The sequence below is a fragment of the Pseudomonas sp. S12(2018) genome (assembly GCF_024355235.1).
GTDB lineage: Bacteria > Pseudomonadota > Gammaproteobacteria > Pseudomonadales > Pseudomonadaceae > Aquipseudomonas > Aquipseudomonas palmensis.
The window spans coordinates 208062-227106 of record NZ_QLAD01000010.1 but is presented as its reverse complement, the minus strand read 5'-3'; the positions used below and the strand labels follow the sequence as shown (position 1 = coordinate 227106).

Below are 19045 nucleotides of genomic sequence, written 5' to 3'. Positions count from 1 at the left end.
GGTCGGTGGCGTAGACCAGAATCGCCGAAAGGCCATCGGCCGTTTCCGTGGTGTCCAGCGTCAGGTCGAACTGTGCAGTGTGGTTGTCCCAGTCCAGACGCTCCACCTCCAGGCCCGGCAGTCGCTCGATGGCGCGCAGTTCACCGGCATCTTCGCTGTGGTGGTTGAACAGCACCTGGAACAGCGGGCTGTGTGACAGGCTGCGGCCCGGTTCCAGGGCTTCCACCAGTTGCTCGAACGGCAGGTCCTGGTGGGCCTGGGCCTGCAGGGTGGTCTGGCGCACCTGCTGCAGCAGTTCGGCGAACGACAGATCGGCACCAATCCTCGCCTCCAGCACCAGCGTATTGACGAAGAAGCCGATCAGGCGCTCGGTTTCAAGACGGTTGCGGCTGGCCACCGGCACCCCGACCCGCACCTGCGCCTGGCCGCTATAGCGGTGCAGCAGGGTCTGGAACGAAGCGAGCAACAGCATGAACGGGGTCACTCCTTCGCGCTGGGAAAGCGCGCGCAGGCCACGGGCCAGTGCGGCATCGAGCACGATATCCAGCTTCGCGCCCTTGAAGCTGCGCGTGGCCGGCCGCGGTCGATCGCTCGGCAGCTCCAGCACCGGCTGCTCGCCGCCCAGTTGCCGGCACCAGTAATCGAGCTGGCGCTCGCGCTCGCCGGCCTCCATCCACTGGCGCTGCCACTGGGCAAAGTCGGCGTACTGGATCGGCAGGGCCGGCAACTGAACTTCGCGCCCCTGGCTGTAGCCCGCATACAAGGCGATCAGCTCGTCGACCATCACCTGCATCGACCAGCCATCGGAAACGATATGGTGCTGAACCAGTACCAACACATGGTCTTGCGCCGCCAGCCGCAGCAGCCTGACCCGCAGCAGCGGCCCCTGGTCCAGGGCAAACAGGCGGCCGTTCTGGGCCTCGATACAAGCCTGGATCTGCGCCGCCGGATCGTCCCCTGCATACAGCACCTGGAGGTCGATATCGACACGGGCCTGCTCGGCAATCAGCTGACGCGGCTCGCCCTGCACCTCGACGAATGTGGTGCGCAGGCTTTCGTGCCGCGCCAGCAGGCTGTCGAAACTGCGCTGCAGCGCCGCAACGTCCAGCGCCCCGCGCAGGCGCAGGGCGGCCGGCAGGTGATAGGCACTGCTCTGCGGATCCAGCTGCCAGAGGAACCACTGGCGCTCCTGGGCATACGACAGCGGCAATGGCCGGCCGCGCTCGACACAGGTGAACGGGGGCTCGCCGGCGGCCTGCCGCCCCCCCAGCGCTGCCACGAAGTCGCCCAGCCGGCTGCGCTCGAAAAGGGTACGCAAGGCAACCTCCAGCCCCAGCACCTGACGCACCCGCGACACCACCTGGGTGGCCAGCAACGAGTGCCCGCCGATCTCGAAGAACGCATCGTCCAGCCCTACCCGCTCCAGCTTGAGCACGTCCTGCCAGATCGCCGCCACCTGTTGTTCCAACGCGCTTTGCGGCGCCACGTAGGTGTGCTGGGCCTGGCTGGCATCGACCGGTGGCAGGGCCTTGCGGTCCAGCTTGCCGTTGGGGCTCAGCGGCAAACGTTCAAGAAACAGCAGGTACGCCGGCACCATGTAGGCGGGCAGCACCGCGCGCAAGTGTACGCCGATCGCTTCGCGCAACGCCGCCTGGGCCTGCGCCTCCAGTGCCTGGCGGCTGTCGCCGGGCACCACATAGGCAACCAGCTGCAGGCCGTCGGCAGCGGGCTGGGCCAGCACCACCGCCTCGCGAATGCCCGGTTGTTCGAGCAGGCGCGCCTCGACTTCGCCCAACTCGATGCGAAACCCGCGAATCTTGACCTGATGGTCGATACGCCCGGCGTACTCGAGCACCCCTTCGGCATTGAAGCGGGCCAGGTCGCCACTGCGGTACAGGCGCCCACCCGGCTGCGCGGCGAACGGGTCGGGGATGAAACGCTCGGCCGTCAGGCCCGGGCGGTTGAAGTAGCCACGGGCGAGCAACTCGCCGCCGATCACCAGCTCCCCCACCACCCCCACCGGCGTCGGTGCGCCGCTTGCATCCAGCACATGGAGGCTGCGCCCGCCGAGCACCCGACCGATCGGCATGCTCAACGGGGTGCTGCGCACACCGCTGACATAATCATCGCATTCGAGGGTGGTGACACAGACCGTGGCCTCGGTGGGGCCATAGGTGTTGAGCAGCGCCACCTGCGACAATCCGGCCTGGCGCCACGCTGCCACCCCTTCAGGTGGCATTGCCTCGCCGCCGATGTGCACGCGCCTGAGCTTGCCGTAATCGCGTGGGCCAGCGGCGGCAAAGTCCTTGGCCAGCAGGTTCCAGTAGGCGGTGGACAGGTCGGAAACGCTGACCTGCTTGTCGATGACCTCGTGGTAGTAGCGTTCGCTGTCCCAGAGTTCCTGGCCGCGCAGCACCACGGCAGCGCCGCAGATCAGCGCAGGGTAGAACTGCTCGACGAAGGCATCGAAGTTGAAGGTGGCAAACTGCAGGATCCGGTCGTCCGGCCCGAGCCTGGAGAACTCACGCGCGACCTGCGCATGCCCGGCCAGCGCCAGGTGGCTGATGCCCACCCCCTTGGGGCGCCCGGTGGAGCCGGAGGTGAACATCACATACGCCAGGTTGTGCGCATGGGCGGTATTGGCCAGGTCGCTGGCGTCGAGCTGGCGCCAGGCCGCATCCTGGTCCAGGCACAGGCTGCGCACCCCGCACGGCAGGCCCAGGCGCGCCAGCAACGGGGTCTGGGTCAGCACCAGCGGCGTGGCGCTGTCCTCGATCATGCACAGCAGGCGGTCCTGCGGGTACTGCGGGTCCAGCGGCACATAGGCGCCACCGGCCTTGAGCACCGCCAGCAGCCCGACGATCATGTCGATGCCGCGCTCCACCGCGATGCCGACCGGCACCTCCGGCCCTACCCCGCACGCCACCAGGTGGCGCGCCAGGCGGTTGGCACGCTGGTTGAGCTCGGCATAGCTCAGTTGCGTCGACTCGAAGATCAGCGCCAGGGCCTGCGGGCGCTGCGCCACCTGCGCCTCGAAACGCTGGTGCACGCGCAGGTCGGGACAGGTCAGCGGTGCACGCCCCCATTGCTCGAGCAGACACTCGCGCTCCTCGCTCGAGAGTAACGCCAGTTCGTCGAGGCGACACGTCGGGGTGGCGACCACGGCCTGCAGCAGGGCCACCCAGTGGCGTGCCATGCGCTCGATGGTCGCGGCCTTGAACAGGTCGCTGGCATAGGTCCAGGCCACCTGCAACTGGCCGCCCTGCTCGTAGGTGTCCAGGCTCAGGTCGAACTCGGTGGTACGGCTGCGCCAGTCGAGCATCGACAGTTGCAGGCCCCCAGCCAGCCTGAGCGCGGACACATCGGCCACGTGCGGCTGGTGGTTGAACATCACCTGGAACAACGGCGAATGGCTCAGGCTGCGCTCCAGTTGCAACCCTTCGACCAGGCGCTCGAATGGCAGGTCCTGGTGCGACTGCGCGCCGCTCACTGTGTCGCGGGTAGCCTGCAGCAACTCGAGAAAACTCATGTGCCCTGCCAGCGGGGTGCGCAACACCTGGGTATTGATGAAGAAGCCGACCAGGCCTTCCAGCTCGCTGCGATTGCGGTTGGCCACGGGGCTGCCGAAGCGCACGTCGGTCTGCCCGGTGTAGCGATAGAGCAGCACGTTGAAGACCGCCAGCAGCACCATGAACAACGACACGTTGTGTTGCCGGGCAAAGCCACGCACCTGCTCGGCCAGCCCTGCGTCCAGCGTCAGGCAATGGCGCTCGCCGTCGAAGCTGGGCGACGAGGGGCGCGGGCAATCGAGCGGCAGTTCCAGCACCGGATGCTCGTCGCCGAGTTTTTCACGCCAGTACGCCAGTTGCCGAGCCTGCTCGCCGGCCTCCAGCCAGCGACGCTGCCACAGGCCGTAGTCGGCATACTGGATCGGCAGCGCCTCGAACTGCGGCGCAAGGCCTTGGGCACAGGCGTCATAGCTGCGCGCGAACTCGTCGATCAGGATATTCATCGACCAGCCATCGGCGACGATGTGATGCAAGGTCAGCAACAGCACGTGCGCCTGTTCATCCAGCTTGAGCAGGCGCAGGCGCAGCAGCGGGCCCTGTGCCAGATCGAATGCACGCAGCGACTCCTGCTGCGCCTCGTTCTGCACCCGCGCTTCACGCGCAGCGGCCGGCACCGCGCTCAGGTCCAGTTGCTCCAGGCGCACCGCATGCTCCAACGGCACCTGCTGCACGCTGCCATCGGTCTGCGAGCGGAACACCGTGCGCAGCACCTCGTGACGCGCCACCAGCAGGCTGAACGCACGCTCCAGGGCCGCCACATCCAGCACGCCGTTCAGGCGTACCGCACCCGGCAGGTTGTAGGCGCCGCTGTGCGGGTCCAGCTGCCACAGAAACCACATGCGCTGCTGCGCATAGGACAACGCCTGGCGGTCCGGCACCTGGACCCCGGCAGGAATCGGGAACTGCGAAAAGTCCAGGCCTTCCTTGCTCAGGGCCTGCAGAAACAGGCTGCGCTTTTCCGGCGCCAGCTCGATGAAACGACAGGCCAGTTGGAGGGACTTCTCAGCATTCATCGAATGGTTTCCGTGCAGGGTGGATAGCGGGCAGCGCCCCGGTTATCCCTACGAAACGGATACACCCCAGGAAAAATTAAACACCGCCACGGCCCCCGTTCATTGCTCGCGGCTAAATCAGCCGTGCCGCTAGCCGTCTATCTATGGAACCCGTAGCAAGAAGGTGCATGCCATGACTTCCGCCTCCTCCCTGACCCGCGCCGTCGGGCGCGGCCTGCGCAAGCTGGCCGGCGCACAGCCCGAGCGCGCCTACCGCCTGTTCGATGTCACCCTCAAGCAACGCATCCAACTGAGCCCGTCGCTGAGCCGCCTGGTGTTCACCGGCCCGGACGTGGCCCGGATGCACACCCTGGCTGCCGATCAACGGGTCAAGCTGTTCTTCCCCGCCGCCGACGGCAGCCCGCCCAAACTGCCCAACGACCTGCACTGGAACGAAGCCCGCCGCGCCCTGGCCGAGGCCAGCCGCCCGCCCATGCGCACCTACACCATCCGTGCCCTGCGCCGCGAACAGGCCGAGGTGGATATCGATTTCGTACTGCACGGGGTCAACGGCCCCGCCTCGGCCTGGGCCACCCACGCCCGCACGGGCGACCGTCTGCAGATCCTGGCACCCAACCTGGACTTCGCCGGCGACCCCGGGGGCTACGAATGGAACCCGCCCGCTGGGGTGCGCAACATTCTGCTGGTGGGCGATGAAACCGCCTTGCCAGCCATTGCCGGCATTCTCGAAACCCTCGCCGGGCAAGATGACCCGCCCCAGGTCGAAGCCTATGTAGAGGTGCCGCTGCAACAGGACTGCCTGGCCCTGCGCTGCAATGCCAGCACCACCTTGCACTGGCTGCCACGCGACCAGCAACAGCGTATCCAGGGCCAGGCCATGGTGCATGCCGTGACCCAGCTGGCCACCCTGCCCGCCAGACGCCCGCCCGCCGACACGCGCCTCGAGGAGGTGGACATCGACCAGCAGATCCTCTGGGAACGTGCCAGCGCCAGCCACCAGAGCTTCTACGCCTGGGTGGCCGGGGAATCGGCTGCGGTGATGCAGATCCGGCGCTTTCTGATCAATGAACAGGGCCTGGACCGCAACGCGCTGACCCTGATGGGCTACTGGCGCGCCGGCCGCACGTTCGAGTAGGACCGCAGGCGTTTTCCAGGGCTCCGGGCGGCAGGCCGGGAGCCTTGGAAACATTTGCTTGCATTTTTTAGTGCAGGATTTCTGCTTCTCATTCGTCCTAACAATTACCACTGCACCCTTTCGAGCGAGCCTGAGCCCAGACACCCCGTGCTCCGGAACCTCATGCTCACCACACTCCGAATCGAAGTTGCCTGCCCAATGTCGAAAAAGTCACGTTCAAAACTCTGGTTTCTGGTCCACAGCTGGCTAGCCCTGCCGATCTGGTTCTTCGTGCTGATCGTCTGCTTCACCGGGACGCTGGCCGTGGTCAGCCAGGAAATCGTCTGGCTGGCGCAGCCCGAGGTCCGCGCCTCCAAACCCGACGGCGACCCGCCGATGCTGGGCTTCGACCAGGTGCGCGCCGCCGTCGAGGCCGCGCAGCCGGGGGTGTATGTCAGCACCATCGTGCGCCCGGACGAATCGCATTTCGCCCTGACCGTCAGCGTCACCTACCCCGACTCGCGCTCCACCACGCTCTACGTCAACCCGTACACCGGGGTGGTCCAGGGCGAGGCGGCGCAGTTCAACTTCCAGGCCTTTACCCGCGCCCTGCACGGCTGGTGGCTGGTGCCGTTCACCAATGGCTACAGCTGGGGCTGGTACCTGGTGTCGCTGCTGGGGCTGCCGATGCTGGCCTCGCTGGTCACCGGGCTGGTGGTGTACAAGCGCTTCTGGAAGGGCTTTCTCAAGCCGACCCTGCGCCTGAAGCACGGTGCGCGGATTTTCTGGGGCGACTTCCACCGCCTGAGCGGGATCTGGTCGATCTGGTTCATCGCGGTCATCTCGATCACCGGTACCTGGTTCCTGATCCAGGCGATTCTGTTCGACAACCAGATCTCGATTTCCAGCAACCAGGTGCTGCCGGTGATCGCCCGCGAGAACGTGCCCACCGCGCCCGCCGGCCAGCCGGCCCCGGTGCTGAGCCTGGATGCCATCGAAAAGATCGCCATCGACAAGATCCCGGGGCTGGACGTGAGCTTCATCAGCCTGCCGAGCAACGCCTACAGCCACACCGAAGTGGGTGGGCGCAGCTGGTACCCGCTGATGTTCCAGACCGCATCGGTCAACCCCTACAGTGGCGTGGTCGAGGCCCATGAGCTGCTGTCCGACCGCAGCAAGCTCGAATTCGTCACCGAGTCGATGCGCCCGTTGCATACCGGCGATTTCGGCGGTATCTGGATCAAGCTGATCTGGTTCGTGTTCGGCCTGCTGCTGAGCATGATGGTGCTCAGCGGCCTGCTGATCTGGACCAAGCGCACCGCCATCGCCACGGCCACCGCCCTCAAGCGCAGCGAAAAACCGGCACGCGCCAAGCGCGCCGCCGCTGCCACCCCTACCCCTTCGGAGAGCCAGGCATGAGCAAGGCAATTGCTGCACAACCGCCTTCGCGCCTGCGCCAGTTCTGGCTGAAATGGCGTTTTCACATCAACATACTGCTGTTGCTGGTACCGCTGGGTTTCATGCCCAAGTACTTTGCCGATGCGGCGCTGTTTCGCGGCGACGTGGGCCTGGGCGAGCGCGAGATCGGCGAGGTCCAGGTCGGCCCCTGGAGCCTGAAGCTGGCCGAGCTGCGCAACGAGGCGCCGCGCCAGGACGGGCCGGCCGGCTACATGAAGAGCTTCAACGCCAGCCTGTGCGAAGCCTGTATCCCACAGGTCAAGGCCACCTACCTGCGTATCGGCAAGCCGCGCAGCCTGCGCGCCGCCGGCGGAATCTTCTTCGGTTCCCCTTACCGCATGGGCGCCACGGTGCCGGTGCCGCTCAAGACCAGCCCCGACGCCGAACTGTGGGTGACCATGGAAGGCTGGGACGGCAGCATGCACCAGGGTTCGGTCCCGCTCAGCAAGGCCTCGCCAAGCACTGTCGCCTGGCTTCAAAAACAAGGAGGCAAATGATGCCTGTTTCTGACCTGCTGCGTCGCCTGGGTGGCGCGGCACTGCTCACTTCGCTCGCCACCTTCAGCAACCTGGCGCTGGCCCACAACCCGATCTGCGAATGCAAGCAGATCGAAGGCGGCCAGATCCAGTGCACCGGCGGCTTTTCCGACGGCAGCGGCGCCCCCGGCGTAACCCTCGACGTGATCGGCTACGACGAAAGCATCCTGGTGCCCGGCAAGCTGGGCGAAGACTCCAAGCTCACCTTCAAGCGCCCCGATGCCGAGTTCTACGTGCTGTTCGACGCAGGCCCCGGTCATGTGGTGGAAATCGACCAGGCCGACATCGAGGCACCATGAGCACCCCGACCACGACCCAGACCATCCGCCCGGCCGGTGCCGGCCATGAAACGCTGTACGTGCTGCTGTTCTGCGCCCTGGTGCTGCTGGTGGCCGGCGCGGTGGTCAGCTGGCGCGGCGAAACCACCGAAACCAGCGAAGTGGCGGCCCATCAGTTCGATGCGCGCCGCGACCTCACGGCCGGCGAGCAAGGGGTGTACGCCGACCTGCGGGTTACCCTGGAGGAGATCCAGCTGCGTCAGCAGGAAGAACAGCGCCTGCCCACCCCGGCCGAGCTGGATGCCGAGGGCTACGCCCCGTTCGCCCGCGACGCCAGCGCCGTGAGCCGTGGCGGCCACACCTGGCAGTTGCTCGAAGGCGGCGCCTACCTGGGGCTCAGCCAGGCCAGCGAAGTGGCCGGCTCGTTCCTGATGCGCCTGGGCGCACAGCCCGACAGCCCGGCCGATATCTGGCTCAACCGCAGCACCGACCTCACCGCCCCCCACGACCTCAGCGACGCCGCCTTGAGCGCTGCGGGCTGGCAACAGGTCGTCGCGCAATTCGATGCCGGGGTCACTCGCCAGCATCGGCACTGAACCCACGGATACACCTGAGAGAAGACCGCCTGCCCATGTCTATTTCATCGTTTCTGGTCAACCGCCGACGCATCCTGGCCGGCGTGCTCGCCCTGTGCCTGGCGCCCCTGGCGCACGCCGAAGAGGCCAAGCGCCTGCGTATCGGCATCACCCTGCACCCCTACTACAGCTACGTGGCCAACATCGTCGGCGACAAGGCCGAGGTGGTGCCGCTGATTCCGGCAGGCTTCAACCCGCACGCCTACGAGCCACGCGCCGAGGACATCAAGCGCATCGGCACGCTGGACGTGGTGGTGCTCAACGGCGTGGGGCATGACGATTTTGCCGACCGCATGATCGAGGCCAGCGAAAAGCCTGGCGTGGCCACCATCGAGGCCAACGCCAACGTGCCGCTGCTGGCGGCCACCGGCATCGCCGCACGCGGCGCGGGCAAGGTGGTCAACCCGCACACCTTCCTGTCGATAAGCGCCTCGATCGCCCAGGTCAACAACATCGCCCGCGAGCTGGGCAAGCTCGACCCGGCCAACGCCAAGGCCTACACCGCCAATGCCCGCGCCTATGGCAAGCGCCTGCGCCAGCTGCGTGCCGAGGCCCTGGCCAAGCTCACCAGCGCGCCCAATGCCGACCTGCGCGTGGCCACCGTGCACGCGGCCTACGACTACCTGCTGCGTGAATTCGGCCTGGAAGTCACCGCCGTGGTCGAGCCCGCCCATGGCATCGAACCGAGCCCCAGCCAGCTGAAGAAGACCATCAACCAGCTGCGCGACCTGGACGTGAAGGTGATCTTCTCGGAGCTCGACTTCCCGTCCACCTATGTGGACACCATCCAGCGTGAGTCCGGTGTGCGCCTGTACCCGCTGTCGCACATCTCCTACGGCGACTACAGCGCCGAAAAGTACGAAAAGGAGATGACCAGCAACCTCGATACCGTGGTGCGCGCGATCCAGGAGGCCGGGGCATGAGCGCCATCGAGCCGATCACCCTTGCCAGCCAGGGCCCCGGCGTGGAGTTCGACGCCGTGGGCCTGACCCTGGGCCGCACCACCATCCTCGACCAGGTGAGCTTCAAGGTGCGCCCTGGCAGCGTGCATGCGCTGGTGGGGCCCAACGGCGGCGGAAAGAGTTCGCTGATCAAGACCCTGCTCGGCCAGATGCCCCACCACGGCCGCCTGAACCTGCACTGGGCCGGCGCCCCCGGTTGCATCGGCTACGTGCCGCAGGCCCTGGAATTCGACCGTGGCCTGCCGATGACCGTGGACGACTTCATGGCCGCCATGTGCCAGCGCCGCCCGGCGTTCCTGGGGCTGTCGCGCCACTACGCAGCGAGCATCGGCCAGGCGCTGGAGCGCGTGGGCATGCAGGACAAGCGCAAGCGGCGCATGGGCGCCCTCTCCGGCGGCGAGCGCCAGCGCGTGCTGCTGGCCCAGGGGCTGATTCCGGCGCCGCAACTGCTGGTGCTGGACGAACCGATGTCGGCGCTGGATGAAGCCGGCATCCGCATCTTCGAACAACTGCTGCTGGACTGGCGCGCCAGCGGCACCACCGTGCTGTGGATCGAACACGACCTGGAGGCGGTGAAACGCCTGGCCGACCACGTCACCGGCCTCAACCGGCGCATCCTGTTCGACGCGCCGCCCGAGCAGGCCCTGCGCCCGGAGGCGCTGTTGCAACTGTTTTCCACCCACCCGCGCAGCGCTGCGGTGACCGGGAGCCACGCCTGATGAACTATGAAGAATTTCGCCTGATGATCCAGGGCCTGGCGTCCTCGGGCTACCTGCCCGAAGCCCTGGCCTATGGCTTCGTGGTCAACGCGCTGCTCGCCGGCCTGCTGATCGGGCCGGTGCTGGGCGGGCTGGGCACGCTGGTGGTGGTCAAGCGCTTTGCGTTCTTCTCCGAGGCGGTGGGCCACGCGGCCCTGACCGGTGTGGCCATCGGCATCCTGCTCGGCGAACCCTATACCGGCCCCTACGGCAGCCTGTTCGGCTATTGCCTGCTGTTCGGCGTGCTGCTCAACTACCTGCGCAACCGCACCGGGCTGGCCCCGGACACCCTGATCGGGGTGTTCCTGTCGGTGTCGCTGGCGCTGGGCGCAAGCCTGCTGCTGATACTGGCGGGCAAGATCAACGTGCACATCCTGGAGAACGTGCTGTTCGGCTCGGTGCTGACGGTCAACGGCAACGACCTGCTGGTGCTGGCCATCGTCGGCGCGCTGGTGCTGGGCCTGAGCCTGCCGCTGTACAACCGCATCATGCTGGCCAGCTTCAACCCGCAGCTGGCGGCAGTGCGCGGGGTGGCAGTGAAGACCCTGGACTACCTGTTCGTGGTGCTGGTGACGCTGATCACCGTGGCCGCGGTGAAGGTCATCGGCGCGATCCTGGTGGGCGCACTGCTGGTGATCCCGGCCGCTGCCGCCCGCCTGCTGAGCCAGTCGCTCAAGGGGTTTTTCTGGACCTCGGTGGTGATCGCCACCCTCAGCACCCTGAGCGGCATCCTGCTGCCGATCGTGTTCGACCTGCCGTTGCCTTCGGGCGCCGCGATCATCCTGGTCGCCGGCATGGCCTTCGCCCTGGCCGCCATCGCCCGTGGCACCCTGCCCAGCCTGAAAGGAAACATCGGATGAAGCCGACATTTCGCCAACTGACCCTGGTACTGGCCCTGAGCGGCGCCTTCAGTGTTGCCGCACAGGCCGCCGAAGCCGCGCGCCCGGTGCAGGTACTGGCGTCCCTGCCCATCACCTACGGCCTTGGCCAGTTGCTGCTCAACGGCAGCGAGGTGAAGCTGCAACGCGCCGCCGCGGCCAACCTGCCCGGCTCGCGCCAGACCGCCTACTTCAGCGGGCGTGGGGCGCCGGCCCTGCAGAAGCTGGCCGTGAACGCCGATGCGGTGATCGGCCTGCGCTCGGTATGGGCGGACGACCCGCTGTACCCGATGGCGCGGCGCAGCAATATCCGCATCGTTGAAGTGGATGCCGCACGCCCGGTGGATGGCAGCCTGCCCGGCATTGCGGTGCAGCCGGGGGCGCCAAAGGACGGCCTGAACAGCCAGCCGTGGCTGTCGAGCAACAACCTGGGGCGCATGGCCGACGTGACCGCCGCCGACCTGGTGCGCCTGGCGCCGGCCGCCAAGCCGAAAATCGAGGCCAACCTGGCCACGCTCAAGCAGCAGTTGCTCAAGCTCAGTGCCGACAGCGAAGCGCGCCTGGGCGAAGTCGACAACCTCAGCGTGGTAAGCCTGTCGGAGCGCTTCGGTTACCTGATCGGCGGGCTGAACCTGGAGCAGGTGGCCTACAGCGTACCCGCCGAAGACCAGTGGACCCCCGAGGCACTGCAACAACTGACCGCCCTGCTCAAGGACAACGACGTGGCGCTGGTGCTCGACCACCGCCAGCCGAGCGAGGCGGTAGCTGCGGCAGTCGCCAAGGCCGGCAGCCGCCTGCTGGTGCTGGAGGGCGGGGGCGAAAACCCGGTGAGCGAACTGCAGGGCAGTATCGATGAAGTGATCAAGGCACTCGCCGCGAAGGCCTGAAGGTCGGCAAAAACAAAGCCCCAGTGCGCAACGCCTGGGGCTTTTCAGTTGCGCCGAACGCCAGCGTGCGCACGATCAGCGCGCCGGCAGCGGTTGCGGCACCGGCAGCGGCCTGCCAAGCAGCACACCGACCACCACGGCGAACACCAGCGCCGCCACCCCGGCGCTTTGCAGCACCGTCTCGAAGCCGCCGATGAAGGCGTGCTGCGCCAGCGGCGCGAGGGTTTCGCGCAGTGCCGGGTCGACCATAGCCAGCGCTGCCGGCAGGTCACCGGCGGCAACCCGGGTGGCCATGTCGCCGACCTTGTCCAGTTGCCCAGGCGCCACCCCTGCCACCGCCTCGCGCAGCAACTGCCCGCTGCGCGCCGCCAGGATGCCGCCCAGAATGCCGATGGCCAGCACGATCGCGCCAAAGCGCGTGGTAGTGCTCAGGCCCGAGGCCATGCCGGTGCGCTCGCGCGGCACGCAGGCCATGATGTTCTTCTGCGTGTCGCCGTTGAGCAGCCCGGCCCCGGCGCCCAGCACGATGCTGGCCAGGGCGAAGCTCAGGTAGCCGCCATAGCTGGCCGCCGCGCCGCACAGCAGGTTGCCCGCGCCCACCAGCAGCAGGCCCAGGGCGAACACATGGGCGCTGCTCAGCCGCGCCGACAGGCGCATGCCCAGGCGCGGGGTCAGCAGCATCGCCAGGGCAAACGGCAGCATGCCCGCGCCGGCGGCCAGGGCCGACAGTTGCAGGCCGTTCTGCAGGTACAGCGGCAGCAGGGTCATCATCACCTGGGCGCAGGCGGCGTAGGCGAACATGCCCAGCAATGCACCGATGAAGCGTGCGCTGCGCATCAGTTGCAGGTCGATCATCGGCCGCGCCTGGTTGCGCTCCACCAGAATGAACAGGCCGAACAGGAACGCTGCGATCACCAGGCGCCCCAGGGTCTGGGCACTGCCCCAGCCGACCTGGTTGGCATCGATCAGCGCCCAGATCAGGTAGCCCAGGCTGCCGGCGAAGGTCAGGCTGCCAAACGGGTCCAGCCGCGCAGCGGCGCTGTCGCGGGACTCCTCGACACTGCGCCGCACCATCACCGCCAGCACCGCCACCAGCGGCAGGTTGATGTAGAAGATCCAGCGCCAGCCCAGGGTGCTGGCGATCAGCCCGCCCAGCAGCGGCGCGAAGGTGATGGTCGCGCCCATGCACGCGCCCCAGAACGCCCAGGCCCGCATGCGCGCCTCGGGCTCGTGGAAGCGGTGGCCGATGGCAGCCAGTGCCGAGGTCAGCAGCAACGCCGCGCCCACGCCCTTGGCGGCCCGTGCGATGTCGAGGAACACCAGGGTGGGCGCCGCGCCGCAGGCCAGCGAGGCGAGGCCGAACAGGCCCAGGCCCAGTTGCAGCATGCGCCGGCGCCCGAAGCGGTCGGCCAGGCTGCCGGCGGGCAGCAGCAGCGCGGCGAAGGCCAGCAGGTAGGCGCTGACCACCCATTCGATGTCGGCGAACGAGCCGGACAGGTCGCGGGCGATGCTCGGCAGGCTGACGGCGACGATATTGGTGTCGAGAATGATCAGGGCGCACACGGCCGAAGCCGTGAACAGGGTGAAACGGGCGGAGGACATTGCAAGGCTCCCGTGCAAGGCGATCTGGGGCCAGTGTCGCGGTGTCCGAGCAGGCTGCCGCGACAGGGCCGGTGTAGCCACCGGATGCTCATAGGCGCAGCGGCTTTGCCGCCACGTCACGCATCTTGTAGTGTTACTACACATTACCGCCGCAACGGCCTGGCCTTGTTAGCCAGGATCGCCTGCGTCATTAGCCTGCAGCTAACGAGACCCCATGGAAATCCGCCATTTCCGCTATTTTCTCAGCGTCGCCCGCCTCGGCCACTTCACCCGCGCCGCCGAGCAACTGGGCATCGCCCCGCCGACCCTGAGCCGGCAGATCCAGGACATGGAAAGGCAGCTGGGCGTGCGCCTGTTCGAGCGCAGCCAGCGCGAGGTGTGCCTGACCGCCGCCGGCGAGGCGCTGCTGCCCGAGGCCGAACAGGCGGTGCACCAGTTCGATGCCGCGCAGCTGGGCGCACAACGGGCCGGGCGCGGTGACGTGGGGCGTATCGAGTTGGGGTATGTGGCCTCGGCGGCCTTTTCGGGGCTGCTCCAGCAGCAGGTGACGCGCTTCAGCCAGTCGCACCCGGGGGTGGTGCTGAACATCCGCGAGCAACCCATGGCCGAGTCCCCCGCGCTGGTGCGTGACGGTGTGCTGGATATCGCCTACGTGCGCACGCCGATGGACCTGCCCGACGAACTGGTCGCGATGGACCTGCACGAAGAAGGCTTTGTCCTGGCCCTGCCGGCCAGCTCGCGGTTGAACGAGCTGCCGCAGATCATGGCCGCACGCCTGGCCACCGAAACCTTCATCTTGCCCGAGCAGATCTCCGGCACCCTGGCCGTCGCCGCCCAGGGTGGCTTCGTGCCGCGCCTGGGGCCGCAGCCGGGTAGCCTGGTGGCGGTCATCACCCTGGTTTCGCTGGGCCAGGGCGTGGCGCTGGTGCCCGAGTCGGTGCTGCAACACATCACCCTGCCGCAGGTCAGCTACCGGCGCATCGCCGACAGCCAACCCACCTCGTGCCTCACCGTGCTGCATCGGCGTTTCGAGAAGGCGCCCGCGGTGATGCGCTACATCGAGGCCCTGCGCACCGGCCAGGGCTGATCGCACCCGCGCGCCTTACAGACGCTGCAGGGCCGCCGGCACGGCGCGGGCGAAGCGCTCGGCCACGTCGTCCACCTGCGCGGCGGTAATGATCAGCGGCGGCAGAAAGCGCACCACGCAACCGTTGCGCCCACCCAGTTCGATGATCAGCCCGCGCTTGAGGCATTCGTTCTGGATCAGCGAGGCCAGCTTGCCGAACCCCGGCGCATGCCCCAGCGCATCGGCGGCCCCTTGCGGGTCCACCACCTCGACGCCGAGCATCAGCCCGCGACCGCGAATGTCGCCCAGTTGCGGGAAGTCGCGCTGCAGCACCGCCAGGTGCTCGCACAGCCGTGCGCCCATGGCCTCGGCGTGGGCAGCCACGTCGTGTTCCTTGAGATAACGCATCACCGCCGAGCCTGCAGCCATGGCCATCTGGTTGCCACGGAAGGTGCCGGCGTGGGCGCCCGGCAGCCATGTGTCGAGCCAGTCGCGGTACACCACCACTGCCAGCGGCAGGCTGCCGCCGATGGCCTTGGACAGCACCACCACGTCCGGCACGATGCCGGCGTGCTCGAAGGCGAACATCCTGCCGGTGCGGGCAAAGCCGCTCTGGATCTCGTCGACGATCAGCGCCACGCCCGCCTGCTCGGTGATGCGCCGCACGCCGCGCAGCCAGTCGAGGTCGGCCGGGATCATGCCACCCTCGCCCTGCACCACCTCGACGATCACCGCCGCCGGCAACTGCACGCCGCCTTCGGGGTCGCTCAGCAGGTTTTCCAGGTAGCGCAGGTTGACCTGCACGCCCTGCTCGCCGCCCAGCCCGAACGGGCAGCGGTAGTCGTAGGGGTATGGCAGGAACTGAACGCCGTTGCCCAGCAGCGCGCCCATCGGTTTCTTCGGCCCCAGGCTGCCCATCAGGCTCAGCGCGCCCAGGCTCATGCCGTGGTAGCCGCCCTGGAACGACAGCACCGTGCTGCGCCCGGTGGCAGTGCGTACCAGCTTGAGCGCGGCCTCCACCGCATCGGTGCCGGTCGGCCCGCAGAACTGGATCCGGGCCTGGGCGCTGAAGGCCGGTGGCAGCAGGCCGAACAGGTCCTGCACGAACTGGTCCTTAACCGGCGTGGTCAGGTCCAGGGTATGCAGCGGCAGGCCGTCGGCCAGCACCTGCTGGATCGCCTCGATCACCACCGGGTGGTTGTGGCCCAGGGCCAGGGTGCCGGCGCCGGCCAGGCAGTCGATGAACTGGCGGCCCTCGACGTCTTCGACGTAAAGCCCCTGGGCACGCTTGAGCGCCAGCGGAATGCGCCGCGGGTAACTGCGTGCATTGGACTCTTGCTGCTTCTGTCGCGTCAGCAGCGGCGAATCTTCGAAGTGATAAAGCGTTTCGCCAGGCTCGTCGGCTGAAGAAGCCGGCTGTGCCTGGGCAAGGCAGGTAGCGACTGACATCGGAAGTAACCCTCGCAAGCAAGCGGATGGTCCCGCCACGCGCCGATGGCCAGCGTTGTGTCGGGATGTGTACTCGCTTGAAAGACGCACCGACGCCCTGCGGATTTAGCGCGCGGGGCGGTCTTCTAGAAGGTTTTGTGCATCAGTTGCAGGTGCAGGCCATGAAATCCCAGCGCCTCACCGCTGGGCGAATAACCCAGGCGTGCGAAAAAATCCTGGGCCGAGGCGGTGCTGTACAGCGATGCATGGGTACAGCCCCAGCGGCGCAAGGCGTGTTCCAGGTCCAGCACCAGTGCCCGACCGATGCCATGCCCGGTGTAGTCGCGCTGCACGAAGCACTGGCAGATCTCGCCGCTGCGCAAGGCCAGCGCGGTAGCCACCGGGCGACCCTGCCAGCGCCCCAGGTTCAGGTACAGGGCCGGGTCGCCCAGCCAGTCGGTGATCTGCGCACGCTGCTTGCTGCGCGACCAGGCGTCGATCACCTGCAGGTCACCGTGATAGTCCTGGTCGGCTGCGGTGGCGATGCTCTGCTGCATCAGCCGCTCGATCAGGGCGGCCTCGGCCGGCCGGGCCCTGGCAATGCGAATCCGTTCGTCCATGAGTGCTCCCTGGTGCTGTGCGGTCCACACCTTACGGGGGCGACCGGCGCCTGACGAGGCCGGCGGGGTTACATTTGATGTGCACGCAACGGCATCTGCAGCAACACGCGCAAGCCGTCGGCGTGGCTGTCGAACGTCAGCGAGCAGGCGCAGCGCTGCACGATCGCCTGCACGATCGCCAGGCCCAGGCCACAGCCTTCGCTGTGGCCATTGCGCCAGAAACGCTGGGTCACATGCTGCAGGTTCTGTGCATCGATGCCCGGCCCATGGTCGCGTACCAGAAAGCCCACGGTGTTCGCCTCGACCTGAACCTGCAGCTCCACCGGCGCATCGGCGGCGCTGTGGCGCAGGGCGTTGTCCAGCAGGTTGCGCAAGGCCGCCACCGCCAGCGCCGCGGGCATGTCGGGAAACACCTGGGTCGCCGGCGCCGCAGCCTGCAGCACGATGCGCCGGTTGTCGCCCAGGCCCGCATCCTGGATGGCCTGGCGGGCGATCTGCTCGGCGCTGTACTGCACGCCATCATCGAACGACAGGCTGCCCTCCACCCGCGCCAGCAACAGCAGCTGCTCCAGGGTACGGTGCAGGCGATCGGCGCCCTGCTCGGCATGCTCCAGGGCCTGCTCACGCACCTTGCCATCGGTCATGCGGGCCACTTGCAGGTGGGTCTTGATCGCCGTCAGCGGGCTGCGCAGCTCATGCGCGGCATCGCCGGTCAGGCGCCGTTCGCGCTCGATGGTCTGGCCGATGCGCTGGAACAGCTGGTTCTGGGTTTCGAGCAATGGCTGCAATTCGCTGGGCAGGGCACGCACCTGCAACGGCTCCAGCGAGTCGGGGCTGCGCCTGCGCAGCGCGTCGCGCATGCGGTTGAGCGGCGCCAGGCCCTTGCCCACCCCCAGCCACAGCAGCCCGAGGCTACCCAGCAACGCCACCAGCACAGGGGCCGAGGCCGCCAGCAGGATCGAGCGGTTCAGCGCCTCGCGCTCCAGGTGCCGGTCGGCAGTTGTGATGCGCACATCACCGCGTGCATAGGTGAAGCTGCGCCACAGTGCGCCATCGATCATCTGGTCGTGAAAGCCGCTGCGCTGATCGTCGAGGGTCTGGTCGGCATGGTTGTGGCTGCGCGCCAGGATCTCGCCGCGCAGCGAGCTAACCTGGCAGGCCATGCCATCGGGGATGCTGAACTGGTCGGTGCTCAGGCGCGTGCCCTCGCCCTTGCTGGTCAGCGGCTGCGGCAACTGGTCGATCAGCCCGGCGACCATGCGCGCCGACGCCACCAGGCGCTGGTCGAGGGAGAACATCATCTGCTGACGCAGGTCGCACAGCATCCACGTCGCGGCCAGGGCCCAGATCAGGATGAAGGCAGTGCCCAGAATCAGGCTCAGGCGCAGGCGCAGGCTCATCGTTGCAACGCCTGCGGCACCTGGGCCGGCCCCAGGCGATAACCCAGGCCGCGCACGGTCTCGACGATGCCGTTGCCCAGCTTGCGGCGCAGGTGATGGATGTGCACGTTCAGGGCATTGCTTTCGACCTCGTCGCCAAAGCCGTAGACGCTGTCCTTGAGCTGCTCGCTGGACAACACCCGGCCGCGGTTCTGCAGCAGGGCCTGGAGCAGCGCCTGTTCGCGGCGCGACAGGTCCACCGGCTGACCGGCCAGGTGCGCTTCGCAGCTGGAGGGGTCGAAGCTCAGCGGGCCGTGTTCGATGACGTTGACACAGCGCCCGGCCACGCGGCGCAGCAGGGTGTGCAGGCGCGCGGCCAGCTCGCGCAGATCGAAGGGTTTGAGCAGGTAGTCGTCGGCGCCGGCCTGCAGCCCGTCGACCCGGTCGGTGACCGCATCGCGCGCGGTCAGGATCAGCACCGGCAGGCTGTGGCCCTGCTGGCGCAGGCGTTGCAGCAGCTTGAGGCCGTCTTCGTCGGGCAGCCCCAGGTCCAGCACCATCACGTCGAAATGCGCGGCCTGCAGCATCGCCCGCGCCGCACTGGCGCTGGCCACGCGGTCGACGGTCAGGCCCTGGGCACTCAGGCCGGCAATGATGCCGCTGGCGATCAGGTCATCGTCTTCACAGAGCAGTACGTGCATGGGGCGGGCTCGGTCGTTGGCAGAAAGGCCCAGTGGGCCACAGGCGGATTAACCGGGGATTATGCCGCGCCCAGGCGCACACGTCGCCTGCGAGGCGACGGCTGCCCATCGGTTAACCCTGGGTTAATCCATGCCGGTCAGTCTTGCGGGCTTATCGCACT

16 protein-coding genes are annotated in these 19045 nt (G+C 67.7%); 10 read left to right on the top strand and 6 right to left on the bottom strand.

Features of this window, described 5'->3' with window-relative positions; translation table 11 throughout:
• The coding region (locus DN388_RS22640) for a non-ribosomal peptide synthetase (protein ID WP_255002123.1) at positions 1-4582 on the bottom strand (4582 nt) is incomplete at its 3' end.
• Positions 4583-4754: 172 nt separating this feature from the next.
• Here DN388_RS22640 and DN388_RS22635 point away from each other — a divergent pair.
• The 9 genes from DN388_RS22635 (at position 4755) to DN388_RS22595 (ending at position 12088) form a co-directional block, all read left to right on the top strand.
• A complete protein-coding gene (locus tag DN388_RS22635) occupies positions 4755-5717 on the top strand; it encodes a siderophore-interacting protein (RefSeq protein ID WP_255002121.1) in 963 nt (320 codons plus the stop codon).
• 198 nt (positions 5718-5915) lie between these two features.
• Complete coding sequence (locus tag DN388_RS22630) at positions 5916-7115, top strand: PepSY domain-containing protein (RefSeq protein ID WP_058542014.1); 1200 nt, start codon at positions 5916-5918, stop codon at positions 7113-7115.
• On the top strand, positions 7112-7651 hold the full coding sequence (locus tag DN388_RS22625; RefSeq protein WP_078480229.1) for a thiamine pyrophosphate-binding protein: 540 nt from the start codon (positions 7112-7114) through the stop codon (positions 7649-7651). Before DN388_RS22630 ends, DN388_RS22625 begins: the two co-directional genes overlap by 4 nt.
• On the top strand, positions 7651-7989 hold the full coding sequence (locus DN388_RS22620; protein ID WP_043862411.1) for a hypothetical protein: 339 nt from the start codon (positions 7651-7653) through the stop codon (positions 7987-7989). Before DN388_RS22625 ends, DN388_RS22620 begins: the two co-directional genes overlap by 1 nt.
• On the top strand, positions 7986-8564 hold the full coding sequence (locus DN388_RS22615) for a DUF6162 family protein (RefSeq protein ID WP_054915566.1): 579 nt from the start codon (positions 7986-7988) through the stop codon (positions 8562-8564). The genes DN388_RS22620 and DN388_RS22615 overlap by 4 nt, the downstream gene beginning before the upstream one ends.
• 35 nt (positions 8565-8599) lie before the next feature.
• Positions 8600-9526 (top strand): metal ABC transporter substrate-binding protein, encoded by a 927-nt coding sequence (locus DN388_RS22610; protein WP_043862409.1) that lies wholly within the window; start codon positions 8600-8602, stop codon positions 9524-9526.
• Positions 9523-10284 (top strand): metal ABC transporter ATP-binding protein, encoded by a 762-nt coding sequence (locus DN388_RS22605; protein WP_058542016.1) that lies wholly within the window; start codon positions 9523-9525, stop codon positions 10282-10284. The genes DN388_RS22610 and DN388_RS22605 overlap by 4 nt, the downstream gene beginning before the upstream one ends.
• Positions 10284-11183 carry a metal ABC transporter permease gene (locus DN388_RS22600; RefSeq protein ID WP_043862407.1) on the top strand — a complete coding sequence of 300 codons (900 nt, stop codon included), beginning with the start codon at positions 10284-10286 and terminating at the stop codon, positions 11181-11183. The genes DN388_RS22605 and DN388_RS22600 overlap by 1 nt, the downstream gene beginning before the upstream one ends.
• Positions 11180-12088: a metal ABC transporter solute-binding protein, Zn/Mn family gene (locus tag DN388_RS22595; RefSeq protein WP_255002119.1), complete on the top strand. Its 909-nt coding sequence runs from the start codon at positions 11180-11182 to the stop codon at positions 12086-12088. Before DN388_RS22600 ends, DN388_RS22595 begins: the two co-directional genes overlap by 4 nt.
• Positions 12089-12163: 75 nt before the next feature.
• Here DN388_RS22595 and DN388_RS22590 read toward each other — a convergent pair whose 3' ends face one another.
• Complete coding sequence (locus DN388_RS22590) at positions 12164-13690, bottom strand: MFS transporter (protein WP_255002118.1); 1527 nt, start codon at positions 13688-13690, stop codon at positions 12164-12166.
• A 214-nt stretch (positions 13691-13904) separates the two neighbouring features.
• Here DN388_RS22590 and DN388_RS22585 point away from each other — a divergent pair, with 214 nt between their 5' ends.
• Positions 13905-14777 (top strand): LysR family transcriptional regulator, encoded by an 873-nt coding sequence (locus tag DN388_RS22585; RefSeq protein WP_255002117.1) that lies wholly within the window; start codon positions 13905-13907, stop codon positions 14775-14777.
• A 15-nt stretch (positions 14778-14792) separates the two neighbouring features.
• Here the strand turns inward: DN388_RS22585 and DN388_RS22580 are convergent, their stop codons facing one another.
• The 4 genes from DN388_RS22580 to DN388_RS22565 all read right to left on the bottom strand — a co-directional run bounded on the left by DN388_RS22580 (position 14793) and on the right by DN388_RS22565 (position 18884).
• Positions 14793-16205 carry an aspartate aminotransferase family protein gene (locus DN388_RS22580; protein ID WP_213607239.1) on the bottom strand — a complete coding sequence of 471 codons (1413 nt, stop codon included), beginning with the start codon at positions 16203-16205 and terminating at the stop codon, positions 14793-14795.
• Positions 16206-16330: 125 nt separating this feature from the next.
• Positions 16331-16804 carry a GNAT family N-acetyltransferase gene (locus DN388_RS22575; RefSeq protein WP_255002116.1) on the bottom strand — a complete coding sequence of 158 codons (474 nt, stop codon included), beginning with the start codon at positions 16802-16804 and terminating at the stop codon, positions 16331-16333.
• A gap of 68 nt (positions 16805-16872) precedes the next feature.
• The gene (locus DN388_RS22570) at positions 16873-18204 is read right to left on the bottom strand and encodes an ATP-binding protein (protein ID WP_255002115.1); all 1332 of its coding nucleotides are present in this window, start codon (positions 18202-18204) and stop codon (positions 16873-16875) included.
• The gene (locus DN388_RS22565) at positions 18201-18884 is read right to left on the bottom strand and encodes a response regulator (protein WP_043862400.1); all 684 of its coding nucleotides are present in this window, start codon (positions 18882-18884) and stop codon (positions 18201-18203) included. The genes DN388_RS22570 and DN388_RS22565 overlap by 4 nt, the downstream gene beginning before the upstream one ends.
• Between the last annotated feature and the right edge of the window lie 161 nt (positions 18885-19045).